At 66.3% G+C, this 12,782-nt stretch carries 8 protein-coding genes; 7 read left to right on the forward strand and 1 reads right to left on the reverse strand.

What is annotated here, in order from left to right:
* Nucleotides 1-295: 295 nt before the first annotated feature.
* The 7 genes from RCG67_RS05415 to RCG67_RS05445 all read left to right on the forward strand — a co-directional run bounded on the left by RCG67_RS05415 (nt 296) and on the right by RCG67_RS05445 (nt 9,008).
* On the forward strand, nt 296-1,366 hold the full coding sequence (locus tag RCG67_RS05415; protein ID WP_058872738.1) for an App1 family protein phosphatidate phosphatase: 1,071 nt from the start codon (nt 296-298) through the stop codon (nt 1,364-1,366).
* Between the two features lie 53 nt (nt 1,367-1,419).
* On the forward strand, nt 1,420-2,907 hold the full coding sequence (locus tag RCG67_RS05420; protein WP_368825168.1) for an aldehyde dehydrogenase family protein: 1,488 nt from the start codon (nt 1,420-1,422) through the stop codon (nt 2,905-2,907).
* Between the two features lie 296 nt (nt 2,908-3,203).
* Nucleotides 3,204-3,440, forward strand: coding sequence for a glutaredoxin-like protein NrdH (gene nrdH, locus RCG67_RS05425; protein WP_058872736.1), 237 nt, complete (start codon nt 3,204-3,206; stop codon nt 3,438-3,440).
* 72 nt (nt 3,441-3,512) lie between these two features.
* Entirely contained in the window at nt 3,513-4,010 is a 498-nt protein-coding gene (gene nrdI, locus RCG67_RS05430; protein ID WP_368825169.1) for a class Ib ribonucleoside-diphosphate reductase assembly flavoprotein NrdI, read from the forward strand.
* On the forward strand, nt 4,007-6,166 hold the full coding sequence (nrdE, locus tag RCG67_RS05435; RefSeq protein ID WP_368825170.1) for a class 1b ribonucleoside-diphosphate reductase subunit alpha: 2,160 nt from the start codon (nt 4,007-4,009) through the stop codon (nt 6,164-6,166). The genes nrdI and nrdE overlap by 4 nt, the downstream gene beginning before the upstream one ends.
* A gap of 91 nt (nt 6,167-6,257) precedes the next feature.
* A complete protein-coding gene (gene nrdF, locus RCG67_RS05440; RefSeq protein WP_368825171.1) occupies nt 6,258-7,256 on the forward strand; it encodes a class 1b ribonucleoside-diphosphate reductase subunit beta in 999 nt (332 codons plus the stop codon).
* 678 nt (nt 7,257-7,934) lie between these two features.
* On the forward strand, nt 7,935-9,008 hold the full coding sequence (locus RCG67_RS05445; protein WP_368825172.1) for an IS630 family transposase: 1,074 nt from the start codon (nt 7,935-7,937) through the stop codon (nt 9,006-9,008).
* Between the two features lie 68 nt (nt 9,009-9,076).
* On the opposite strand, the gene RCG67_RS05450 is transcribed toward RCG67_RS05445, so the two are convergent.
* Nucleotides 9,077-12,538: a DEAD/DEAH box helicase family protein gene (locus tag RCG67_RS05450; protein WP_368825173.1), complete on the reverse strand. Its 3,462-nt coding sequence runs from the start codon at nt 12,536-12,538 to the stop codon at nt 9,077-9,079.
* Between the last annotated feature and the right edge of the window lie 244 nt (nt 12,539-12,782).

Here is a 12,782-nt window from a genome sequence, read left to right on the forward strand (position 1 = left end):
GAACGGTTGCGTCGAGAGCTGACTCCGGGGCCGCCACGGAGGACGTGCTCGGCCCGGACAGCCTGCGTCGAGAACTGGCGCCGGGACGGCCACGGAGTATGTGGTGAACCCGGACGGCGGCGTCGAGAACCGGCGCCGGGACGGCCACGGAGGACGTGCTGAACCCGGACAGCCTTCGTCGAGAACTGACCTGCAGTACCCCGGCGCCCGTGGGGCGCAGCGGATCGGACACCCGGTCCGCTGCGCCCCGCGGGCGCCGCCGTGTCCCGGGTGTGCCCTGTGGAACACTGGGCGCATGGCGAAGAAATCCAGCAGCTCGGAGCTCATGCAGACCGTCGATCAGGTCACCGAGGAAGCCATCAACGTGGGCTACCGCCTCGAGCAGCGGCTCCACCGGTTCCGCCAGCGGCGCGCCGAGGCCCGGGGCGACATCCCGGTCATGGTGGCCTTCGAGGGGTACGGCTCCGAGCACCACGTGCGGGTGCTCGGCCGGGCCCTGCTCAAGACCCGGGGGCTCATCGAGTCCACCGACGAGAGCGCGGAGTCGATCCGCGGCTGGCGCTCGTTCACCTCGGTGCCCATCGCCTTCGCCCACGTCAACGTCTGGATCGACGAGTTCGAGTTCCACCTGGTGGCCGACAAGGGCGGCGTGGTCGACGTCGACCTGCAGGTGTCCCTGGCTCCGGGCGAGCACACGGTGTGGATGCAGACGGAGGGCTCCGAGACCGTCGAGTCCCGCGTGTTCGTCGTGGCGGACGAGCAGCGGATCGGCGTGGTCTCCGACGTCGACGACACCGTCATGGTCACGGCCCTGCCGCGCCCCATGCTGGCCGCCTGGAACTCCTTCGTGCTCAACGAGCACGCCCGCACACCCACCCCCGGGATGGCGGTCATGATGGACCGGCTGCTGCACCGCCACCACGAGGCGCCGTTCCTCTACCTCTCCACGGGCGCCTGGAACGTGGCCCCCACCCTGCGCCGCTTCCTCACCCGCAACGCCTACCCGGCCGGGGCCCTGCTGCTCACCGACTGGGGCCCCACCACGGACCGGTGGTTCCGTGCCGGGGCCGCGCACAAGGTGCAGAACCTCGAGCGGCTGGCCCGGAACTTCCCCCACGTGCGGTGGATCCTCATCGGCGACGACGGCCAGCACGACCCCGAGATCTACAGCGGATTCGTCAACCGCTATCCGGAGCACGTGGCCGCCATCGTCATCCGCAACCTGTCCCCGGCGGAGGCGGTGCTGGCCGGCACGCCCCTGGTCAACGAGGAGCGGCGGGTGACCATCCCCGAGGGGACGCTGTGGATCGAGGGCAACGACGGCGCGTCGATCTCCCGGCAGCTCGCGGAGCACGGGCTGCTCTGACCGGTCGAGGGTCCGGGCTCTCCGGCGTCCGAGCCGGGCCCTACTCTGGAGCCATGACCAGCATCCACAGCAGTCTCACCGTTCCCGGCCCCGCGGACGTCGCGGCCGACGCACCGGCGGACTTCCCGGCCGTCGACGCCGCCGTCGACCGCGCCCGGGCGGCCTTCGTCCCCGACGTCGACCTCGCGACCCGGCTGGACCGGCTGCACCGGCTCGAGGACCTCGTGCGGGAGAACCGCACGGAGCTCGAGCAGGCCCTTGCCGCCGACCTCGGCAAGCCCCCGGCTGAGGCGTGGCTCACCGAGCTCGGCTTCACTCTCGAGGAGGTCGCCGGCATCCGCAAGGAGCTCGCCCGCTGGATGACCCCGGCCCGGGTCCCCGTCCCGCTGAGCCTCGCCCCGGCCCGCTCCCGGGTCGAGCACCAGCCGCTCGGGACCGTGCTGGTGATGGCGCCGTGGAACTATCCCGTCCAGCTCGTCCTGAGCCCGCTGGCGGGAGCGCTCGCCGCCGGCAACACCGTCGTCGTCAAGCCCTCGGAGGTCTCCGCCACCGTCTCCGGGGTGCTGGCCGAGCTGCTCGAGCGCTACCTGGGGGACTGCGTGAGCGTGGTCGAGGGCGGCGTGCCGGAGACCACCCGGCTGCTCGAGCACCGCTTCGACCACGTCTTCTACACCGGCAACGGAAAGGTCGCGCGGGTCGTCATGGCCGCCGCCGCACGGCACCTGACCCCGGTGACCCTCGAGCTGGGCGGGAAGTCCCCGGTCTGGGTGGACGGCTCGACCGACCTGCGGACCGCCGCACGGCGGATCGTGTGGGGGAAGTTCCTCAACGCGGGCCAGACCTGCGTGGCCCCGGACCACGTGCTCGGCACCCCCGAGACGCTCGCCGCCCTCGAGCCGGAGCTCGTGCGCGCGGTGGAGGAGCACTACGGCCCTGACCCGTCCCGCAGCGACTCCTACGGGCGGATCGTCACCGGCCGCCACCTCGACCGGCTGACCGGGCTCCTGGACCAGGTCCCCGACCACGACGTGGTCTGCGGAGGGACGGCCGAGCCGGGGGAGCGCTACCTCGCGCCCACGGTGGTGCGCTCCGCCCCGGACGGCCCGCTCATGGCCGAGGAGCTCTTCGGGCCCGTCCTGCCCCTGGTGCCCGTGCCCTCCGCCGAGCACGCCGTTGAGCTGATCACCGCCCGGGACAAGCCGCTGGCCCTGTACGTGTTCACCGAGGAGCGGTCGGTCAAGGAGCTGTTCCGCCGGCACACGTCCTCCGGCGGGCTGTCCTTCAACGCCCCGCTGCTGCACCTCACCAGCCCCGAGCTGCCGTTCGGCGGGGTGGGGGAGAGCGGCACCGGCGCCTACCACGGGAAGTTCTCGTTCACCACGTTCTCCCACGCGCGGGCGGTCCTCGACAAGCCGCTCGCCCCCGACACCCTGCGGGTCGTCTACCCGCCCTACCGGGGCCTGCGGGGCAGGATCGCCGCCGCGGCGGTCGGGCTGCGCCGGCCCCGCCGCCGGACCCGACACGCCGTGTCCGAAAATTAATCCTGTCCACCGGCCGGGGGCCCGCGGTGCGCACAGCCTGTGCACAACGGCACCCCGGCGGCGGAAATCCGCGACCCCCTGCGGAGGCCCCTGTGGATGGACCAGGGCCTTCCTGGGGATAGCGAGAAGGGAGCTGTGGACAACCGTCACCACTGCATCTAGGGGTCGCTTCCCCTTCCTGGCACTAGATGTAGTATTGAAATCAGCCACCCGGAGATACCCCTTCACCGCCGCAGAGTCTGCGGAAGTCGCGGATCTCCCTCGAAAACCACCCGACCGACCAAGGGGAAACAGCGATGTCCGTGACCGTGTACAGCAAGCCGTCCTGCGTCCAGTGCAATGCCACCTACCGGGCTCTGACCAAGAAGGGCATCGAGTACAACGTCGTCGACGTCACCGAGGACGAGGCCGCCCTGGCCCACGTCCTGGCCCTGGGCTACCAGCAGGTGCCGGTCGTCGAGACGCCGACCGAGCACTGGTCCGGGTACCGTCCGGACAAGATCACCTCCCTGGCCGTCCTCCTCACGGCCTGAGGCCGGCGCGCCGCCCGCTTCCCCGCGGCGCCCGACCACCCACCCACCACCCCATCCCGGAGCGCGGAAGCAATGAGCACGCACCACCCCGGCACCCGTCCCGGGAACGCTCAGCAGGACCACGGCGAGACCGCCGCGGCACCGGACGGCCACGCCCCACTGGTGGTCTACTTCTCCTCGGTCTCCAACAACACGCACCGCTTCGTCGAGAAGCTCGACGCCCGCGTGCTGCGCCTTCCTCTTCTGACCGGGGAGGAGCCCCCTGAGATCACCGAGCCCTTCGTGCTGGTCGCCCCGACGTACGGGCGGCCCAACGGCAGCGGGGCCGTCCCGCCGCAGGTCGTGAAGTTCCTCAACAAGGAGACCAACCGGCGGTTCCTGCGCGGCGTCATCGGCGCGGGCAACACCAATTTCGGGTCGGCGTTCTGCCTGGCCGCGGACAAGATCGCGGCCAAGTGCAACGTCCCCGTTCTCTACAAGTTCGAGCTCATGGGCACCTCCGAGGACGTCCACGAGGTCAATCAAGGATTGGAACAGTTTTGGCGACAATTTCAGCAGCTCCGGGCGTGAGCGTCGAGCCCGGCCACGAGGACACGCGCGTCCCGGAGAAGTACCGGGGCCTGGGCTACCACGAGCTCAACGCCCTGCTGAACCTCTACGACGCCGACGGCCACATCCAGTTCGACGCCGATCGGCAGGCCGCGCGGCAGTACTTCCTGCAGCACGTGAACAACAACACGGTCTTCTTCCACGACCTCGAGGAGAAGCTCGACTACCTGGTCTCGCACCAGTACTACGAGCCCGAGGTCCTGGCGAAGTACAGCATGGACTTCATCAAGGAGCTCTCCAAGCGGGCCTACTCCCGGAAGTTCCGCTTCGAGACCTTCCTGGGCGCGTTCAAGTTCTACACGTCCTACACGCTGAAGACCTTCGACGGCCAGCGCTACCTCGAGCGCTTCGAGGACCGCGTGGTCATGGTCTCCCTCTACCTCGCGGACGGCGACGAGCTGCTCGCCACGCAGCTGGTCGACGAGATCATCGCGGGGCGCTTCCAGCCGGCGACCCCCACGTTCCTCAACGCGGGCAAGCAGCAGCGCGGCGAGCTCGTCTCCTGCTTCCTGCTCCGCATCGAGGACAACATGGAGTCCATCGGCCGATCGATCAACTCCGCCCTGCAGCTGTCCAAGCGCGGCGGCGGCGTGGCGTTCGCGCTGACCAACGTCCGTGAGGCCGGGGCCCCGATCAAGAAGATCGAGAACCAGTCCTCGGGCATCATCCCGATCATGAAGCTGCTGGAGGACTCGTTCTCCTACGCCAACCAGCTGGGCGCCCGCCAGGGCGCGGGTGCGGTGTACCTGCACGCCCACCACCCGGACATCTACAGCTTCCTGGACACCAAGCGGGAGAACGCGGACGAGAAGATCCGGATCAAGACCCTGTCCCTGGGCGTGGTCATCCCGGACATCACGTTCGAGCTCGCCAAGAAGAACCAGGACATGTACCTGTTCTCCCCGTACGACGTGGAGCGGGTCTACGGGATGCCGTTCTCGGACGTCAACGTGTCCGAGAAGTACCACGAGATGGTCGCGGACGGCCGGATCACCAAGAAGAAGATCAACGCCCGCGAGTTCTTCCAGACCCTCGCGGAGGTGCAGTTCGAGTCCGGCTACCCGTACGTCATGTTCGAGGACACGGTGAACCGGGCCAACCCGATCGACGGCAAGATCATCATGTCCAACCTGTGCTCCGAGATCCTGCAGGTCTCCGAGCCGTCCACGTACCACGAGGACCTGAACTACGACGAGGTCGGCAAGGACATCTCCTGCAACCTCGGCTCCCTCAACATCGCGCTGACCATGGAGTCCCCGGACTTCGGGCGGTCGGTGGAGACGGCGATCCGGGGGCTCACCGCGGTGTCGGACATGTCCGACATCACCTCGGTGCCCTCGATCGAGCGCGGCAACCAGATGTCCCACGCCGTGGGCCTCGGGCAGATGAACCTGCACGGCTACCTCGCCAAGGAGCACATCCACTACGGCTCCGAGGAAGGCCTCGACTTCACGAACATCTACTTCTACACGGTCACGTACCACGCGGTCCGCGCGTCGAACGAGATCGCGAAGGAGCGCAGGTCGGTGTTCGCCGGCTTCGAGCGGTCCCAGTACGCGTCGGGGGAGTACTTCACCAAGTACACCGACCGCGAGTGGGCCCCGGCCACCGAGCGGGTGCGGCAGCTGTTCGCGGAGGCCGGCGTGCACATCCCCACCCGGGCGGACTGGGAGCAGCTCAAGGCCTCGGTCATGGAGCACGGGATGTACAACCAGAACCTGCAGGCCGTGCCGCCGACCGGCTCGATCTCCTACATCAACAACTCGACGTCCTCGATCCACCCGATCGCCTCGAAGATCGAGATCCGCAAGGAGGGCAAGCTGGGCCGCGTGTACTACCCGGCGCCCTTCATGAACAACGAGAACCTGGAGTACTTCCAGGACGCGTACGAGATCGGCTACGAGAAGATCATCGACACCTACGCCGCGGCCACGCAGCACGTGGACCAGGGCCTGTCCCTGACCTTGTTCTTCAAGGACACGGCCACCACCCGGGACATCAACCGGGCGCAGATCTACGCGTGGCGCAAAGGCATCAAGACGATGTACTACTCCCGGATCCGCCAGCTGGCGCTGGAGGGCACTGAGGTCGAAGGCTGCGTCTCCTGCATGCTGTGACCACAGGGCCCCGGCGGCCACCCACGAAACTCCCCGCGTACGTCCGCAGGACGCGCGCGGGGGCCCACCCCGTTCGAGGAAGAGACAGACCATGACTCTGGAGAAGAGCGAGAGCATCGACAAGGTGCAGCTGCTCCACCACCAGGCCCAGGCCATCAACTGGAACCGGATCGAGGACCCGAAGGACGACGAGGTCTGGGACCGGCTGACCGCGAACTTCTGGCTGCCCGAGAAGGTGCCGATCTCCAACGACGTCCCCTCCTGGAAGACGCTCACCGCGGAGGAGCAGCAGCTCACCATGCGGGTCTTCACGGGCCTGACCCTGCTGGACACCATCCAGGGCACCGTCGGCGCCGTCTCCCTGATCCCGGACGCCGTGACCCTGCACGAGGAGGCGGTGTACACCAACATCGCGTTCATGGAGTCGGTGCACGCGAAGTCCTACTCGTCCATCTTCTCGACGCTGTCCTCCATGAAGGAGATCGACGACGTCTTCCGCTGGTCCCGGGAGAACCCGCACCTGCAGAAGAAGGCCGACATAATCATCAAGTACTACAAGGGCGACGACCCGCTGAAGAAGAAGGTGGCCTCGACCCTGCTCGAGTCCTTCCTCTTCTACTCCGGGTTCTACCTGCCCATGTACTGGTCCTCCCGGGCCAAGCTGACGAACACGGCCGACCTGGTCCGCCTCATCATCCGGGACGAGGCCGTGCACGGCTACTACATCGGCTACAAGTTCCAGCGGGCCCTGGCCCAGGAGTCCCAGGAACGCCAGGACGAGCTGAAGCTCTACACCTACGAGCTGCTCGAGGAGCTCTACGAGAACGAGGTGCGCTACACCGAGTCCCTCTACGACGGTGTCGGGTGGACCGAGGACGTCAAGAAGTTCCTGCACTACAACGCCAACAAGGCCCTGAACAACCTGGGCTTCGAGGCGCTGTTCCCGAAGGAGATGACCGACGTCTCGGCGGCCATCCTGTCCGCGCTGTCCCCGAACGCCGACGAGAACCACGACTTCTTCTCCGGCTCGGGCTCCTCCTACGTGATCGGCAAGGCCGTGAACACGGAGGACGAGGACTGGGACTTCTGATCCCGTGTGAGGTGCCGGGCTAGTTGGCCAAAACAGTGGTAGTTGGCCAAAACGGCCGACCGAGTTGGCCAGCAGGTCGTTTAGTTGGCCAACTCGGTCCTCGAGATGGCAGATGGTGCGGAGATACCTAGTTCTGGACCGCGGGCCGCCCCAGCGTCCAACTAGGGACAGAGATCAGCACCAAGCTTGGCCGCAAGGCCAACAAGAACGGGGTGGCCCTGTTTGAGCAGGGCCACCCCGAGTTGGGCCAAAGACCCGATGCCTGGTAGGGCGTCGACCAGTCTACGCGCGTTGTCAGCGCCCCCACCACGGGGGCGTGCTCGGGCCCGGCGCGACCTCTCAGGAGGTGGCGATGACACGCAGTGTCAATCGCAGCGCCCGTACCGGGCGATTTGTCAGCAACGCCGCCGCGGCTCGCTGGCCCGGGAAGACGACCAAAGAGGCCGTTGGCTCGGGTACGAGCAACAAGAGGACGGTGACCCGGTCGGCAACGACCGGACGCTTTGTGCCGAACGGGCGCAGCGATAGTGATCCTGGCGGAACAATTCGCCAGCGCATCTGACAATGGAGGGCCCGGCTGCACAAGCAGCCGGGCCTTTTCCCACTCATCTGTGCCAGTAGCCGCTAGTGGCCCGTCTGTGAACTGCTTGAACGCTTGACGGGGTGGGATCATGGGTCATGGCAAACCATCCTGCGGCCCCGTTGCTCTTGCGGGAAGGCGACCGGGAGAAGCTGAGCCGATTGGTGCATTCGAGTTCTGTCCGGGCGGGGCTGGCGCAGCGGGCGCGGATCGTGCTGCTGGCCGCCGACGGGGTCTCCAACACCGAGATCGCCGAGAAGGTCGGGGCCACCCGCACCACAGTCATCGCCTGGCGGGCCCGCTACGACGCGGCCGGGATCGATGGGCTGGCCGACCACGACCGGTCCGGGCGTCCGCGGCGGATCGACCACCGGGCGATCGTGGCCGCCACGCTGCGGCCACCGCCGAAGAAGCTCGGGGTCACCCACTGGTCCTCCCGGCTGCTGGCGTCCCGGCTGGGGATCGACCACAGTACCGTGGCCAAGGCTTGGCGGGAGTACGGGGTGGCGCCTTGGCGGGAGGGCACCTTCAAGTTCTCCACCGACCCCGAGCTGGTCGCCAAGGTCGTCGACGTCGTGGGGCTCTACCTGGCCCCGCCCGAGAACGCGATCGTGCTCTGCGTGGACGAGAAGTCCCAGATCCAGGCCCTCGAGCGCACCTCCCCGGGGCTGCCGATGCAGCCCGGGAAGCCGGCGGCTCGGACCCACGACTACGTCCGGCACGGGACCTCGACCCTGTTCGCGGCGTTGGAGATCGCCACCGGCCACGTCACCGCCGCGTGCAAGCCGCGACACCGGCGCCAGGAGTTCCTGGCCTTCCTCAGACAAGTCGCCCGCGCCTACCCGGAGGGACCGCTGCATCTGGTGATGGACAACTACGCGGTGCACAGGACGCCTGAGGTGAAGGCCTGGCTGGTTGAAAACCCGCGGTTCCAGGTGCACTTCACTCCGACCTCGGCCTCCTGGTTGAACCTCGTGGAGGTGTGGTTCGGGATCATCGAGCGTCAGGCTCTGCACCGGGCCGACGTCACCTCGGTGCCCGAGCTCAACCGGAAGATCCGGGCCTTCGTCACCGGGTGGAACGACCGCTGCCACCCCTTTGTGTGGACCAAGACCAGCACCGAGATCCTCAAGAAAGCCAACCGACCAACCACTTCAAAGACGGGCCACTAGTTTGGAATGACGACTGCATTTGCTGTCCACATATTAGTGTCTCACTGTTGGATAACTGATTATCGGAGTTAAGCGATTTCTCCGATAGCTTCCCCGGGTGCTGGGAAGTTTGAGCTCCCAAATCGATCGACGACCGCGAAGATGCGGTTGACCGTGTCCTCGGCGAAAAGATCCTCGGGCCCGTGGGGTGCGATCTCCGTGTATGGAGGCTCGTAGAGCGCCGCGGCGTCCATGCGGCCACCGCGGGTGAGTTGGGCGATGAGCATGTGCAACAGTTTCAGCTGGCGCGTGTTCAATGTGCTTTCGGAAATGAACTCGGCGAACGCTTCCTGGACAGCTTGCGGGTCCAGGCCGACCAGGGAGCGGATGAAACCAGTGAGATCGCCTGCGGTGGCGCGTTCCAGGTCCTCGCGGGATCCCGCGCCGCTTCCCATGAGCATCTTCTCGAGTGCTGCCAGGTCGAGGGCAGTCAGCGCTCGTCCGTGGCGCAGCCTTTGCATGGCGATGTGGTCGAGGTGTTCCTGCAAATGGAGCGCCACACGCTCTCGGTAATAGGACACGTCAAAAGTCGGCTGCTTCACGCCCTGCAGATTAATTTCGGTGAGTTCACCCCGGACGTCCACAAAATTGGTGTAAACGAGGTTGCGTTTGCGCCTTTCAATCAGAGGCACGAGATTCCGTAGCTTATGCCTGACCGTTTCGAGCCAAAGCGCGTCTACGGCGGTCCACGTCCCGTCATCGGAACCCATCTCCACGATGGCGTCGATCACGTGCAACTGCGCCGCGATTCTCGGGATATTTCCCTGATCCTGGAGCGCCGCAGCGATCTTCACCAGCTGCGCCCCGAGCCGTGCCAGTCCGGCTGGGGCGCCGGTCAACGCTGCCAACTCGATCTGCAGGACGAGGAGATCGAAGCGCCTGGACTCTTCCTCGCCTTCGCCGGGCACCACGGCGGCCAAGGGGGCGAGTTCCTGGTCGGCGATGGCTGCGTCGGTGTCGGTCAGCTTCTCCCATGTCGAGTTCTGGGCGAAGCGCTCCACGGCCGCCACATGGGGCCTGACCAGGAAATTGTGGCGGGGTAATCCGCGCATGGTCGAGCCCAAGTGCGACACCAGGTCTGTGCGGAAGCCACTGTCGTATCCTGTCTCCGCGGCCGCACGAAGCAGCTGTACCCGGGTTGCGAAGGTCCGTGTGGCTAGTGAGCGTCCTAGCACGGCGTCAGGTGCGGAGAGCCCGGCGTTGAAGAACTCGGCGTTGCCGCACACGTCGATGATGAGGAAGTCTGTCTTGGGCTGGTCGGGGCCGTAGAGGTCTGGTCGAAGCCGGGTTCCGCGGCCGACCATCTGCCAGAACTTCGCCTTGGACCGTACGGGCTTGAAGAACACCAGGTTCACCACGTCGGGGACGTCGATGCCGGTGTCGAGCATGTCGACGCTCACGGCGACCTGCGGGTCTTTGGCGGGGTCGGAGAAGTCGTCGATGAGCCGTTGCGCGTAGTTCACGCTGTGGGTGATGACCCGGGCGAGGTTTCCGGCCTGGTCAGGGTAGTTGGCGTCGAAGCGGTCGACTATGAATCTGGCGTGGTCCTGGTTGCGGGCAAACACGATCGTCTTGCCGAGCTTGTCGCCGCCGGCGACCTTGTGCCCGCGTTCCATCAGCACCTCGAGCACTTTGTCCACGGTGTCGGTGTTGAACAGCCATTTGTTCAGGTCCGGGGCGGCGATCTCGTCGGGAACCAGTCCGTCCTCGTCCCATTCCTTCTCGTCCCACTCCGCCTGCTCTTCGGGGGAGAGGTCGTCGTAGCGGATTCCTTGGCGCATGAAACCGACTGGTACGTCGATTACCCGGGGCGGCACGAGGTAGCCCTCGGTGACTGCCTCGTCGAGCTCGTACGCGCTGGTGGGATTGTTGTTCTCGATCCCGAACAGGGCGTATGTGTTGCGGTCGACCTCGCTGTGCGGGGTGGCAGTCAGCCCGATCACCAGCGCGTCGAAGTAGGCGAAGATTTGGCGGTACTTCTGGTAGACGGAGCGGTGGGCTTCGTCTACGACCACCAGGTCGTAGTAGCCGACCCCTCGCCACTCGGGGCCGGTCACCTTTCCCTCGTTCGAGGCGTTGATTAGGTTCATCATCGTCGGATACGTGGAGAGATGGATCCGGCTCCCCGGTCCCTCGTCGGTGCCCAGGATCGCTGGCGAGGAGCCGGGGATGAGGTTTCTGAAGGCGCGGGAGGCTTGCGTGACCAAGGCGTTCCGGTCGGCGAGGAACAGTACCCGTTTGACCCACCGGTTCTCGCTTAGCAGCTGGGTCAGTGCCACCACGGTGCGGGTTTTTCCCGTGCCGGTGGCCATGACCAGCAGTGCTTTTCGACGTTTGTCGGTGTCGAAGGCCTCCGCCACGGCGCGAATGGCTTCCTGCTGATAGGGGCGATCGGCGATGCCGGCGGGAATGGGTGCTTCGGCCAAAGGCTTACGCGAAGATCTGCGGTCGACCATGAGCTGGAGCTCATCGCGGGTGTGAAAGCCCAGGACCTCCCGCTCGGGGTAGACGGTATCCTCCCAGATCCAATGCCGGTACCCGTTGGAGTAGTAGATCACCGGGCGCTGCCCGTAAGCGCGCTCGAGGCAGTCGGCGTAGTACTTGGCCTGCTGCTGGCCGGCGTGGGGGTCCTTGGAGGACCGCTTGGCTTCCAGCACGGCCAGAGGCTTCCCGTCCGCGCCCCACAGCACATAGTCCACAGCGCCGTGCCCGTCCAGGGTTCCGGCCGCCGTCGGCATGGTGTGGACCGGGAACTCGCGCACGTTCGGCGCCGCGACGTCCCAGCCGGCCTCGGCCAGATAGAGGTCGATGTACTCGCGGGTCCCGGCCTCGGTGTAGTCGTGCTCGTCCGGGATCTTTTCGTTGGCCTTCTTCGCGGCCTCGACTTCGGCCTGAAGCGCTTTGATCCGCGCCTCGTAGCCAGCCTCCTTGAGAGCGGCCTCCTTCAGTGCGGCGTCTTTCGCGTCGAGCTTGCCAGCGAGAGCCTCCGCCTCTGCCCTCGTCAGCTGCACGACCCCGGCGGCCGGCTTCGGCGCGAGCAACGCCGCGTCGAAGGTAATGCCGGAGAGGGGACGGGTGGCAGGGTCCGTGGCGTAATGCGTGGCCAGCCAGACGGTCACGTGGAACAGCTCGGAGACGATGTGGCCGGAGATCTGCGTGCTGACCGGCAGGTTCCCATGGATGCCCTTGTTGGCGACCTTGCGGATGGCGTGCATTTTGTCTCGGACCATGGTCGGGACCAAGGCTTGGAACTGTTGCTCGGTCAACCGATTGTTTAGGTCGTCTTTCAGTGGCACGCGCAGGGTCGGGTCGGCCGTGTAGAGCCAATCGATCAGGGCTTCAAGCGCCCGCCGGGCATACAGCAGTGAAGTCCGCGGGTCCCGCAACGCGTAGGTTTCGGCGGCCCGAGCATCGCCGAACACGCCGGGCCACTGAGTAGATAGGAACCCATAATTGGACACGCATCCCGCGCCGCTTGCGCCCTGTTCCATTGCTTACCCCTCAGACGCGCTGGTCAATGTGTACTCATGCTAACTAATGACCGCAGGCAAGCGTTCCCGTGGCGTGACATACGTAAGCGACACCTGATGATCGGCCAAGTTGGTGCTGCTCTAATTGAAGAAGTCCTCGTCGATGTCCACCTCGTCGTGGCTCTGCTTCACCTGGACGACGACGGGGCGCTTATTCATCAGTGAGACCAGGCAGTTGCCGTCAATCGCGATCACGCTGGTTTGA

This window comes from Kocuria cellulosilytica (assembly GCF_040981245.1).
In the GTDB taxonomy this organism is placed as follows: Bacteria; Actinomycetota; Actinomycetes; order Actinomycetales; family Micrococcaceae; genus Kocuria; species Kocuria cellulosilytica.

Excerpts from the sequence above, each read along its gene's own strand:
- RCG67_RS05420 (WP_368825168.1), top strand. The coding sequence starts at position 1,420 with ATGACCAGCATCCACAGCAGTCTCACCGTTCCCGGCCCCGCGGACGTC.
- nrdI (WP_368825169.1), top strand. The coding sequence starts at position 3,513 with ATGAGCACGCACCACCCCGGCACCCGTCCCGGGAACGCTCAGCAGGAC.
- RCG67_RS05450 (WP_368825173.1), bottom strand. The coding sequence starts at position 12,538 with ATGGAACAGGGCGCAAGCGGCGCGGGATGCGTGTCCAATTATGGGTTC.
- RCG67_RS05445 (WP_368825172.1), top strand. The coding sequence starts at position 7,935 with ATGGCAAACCATCCTGCGGCCCCGTTGCTCTTGCGGGAAGGCGACCGG.
- nrdF (WP_368825171.1), top strand. The coding sequence starts at position 6,258 with ATGACTCTGGAGAAGAGCGAGAGCATCGACAAGGTGCAGCTGCTCCAC.
- nrdH (WP_058872736.1), top strand. The coding sequence starts at position 3,204 with ATGTCCGTGACCGTGTACAGCAAGCCGTCCTGCGTCCAGTGCAATGCC.
- RCG67_RS05415 (WP_058872738.1), top strand. The coding sequence starts at position 296 with ATGGCGAAGAAATCCAGCAGCTCGGAGCTCATGCAGACCGTCGATCAG.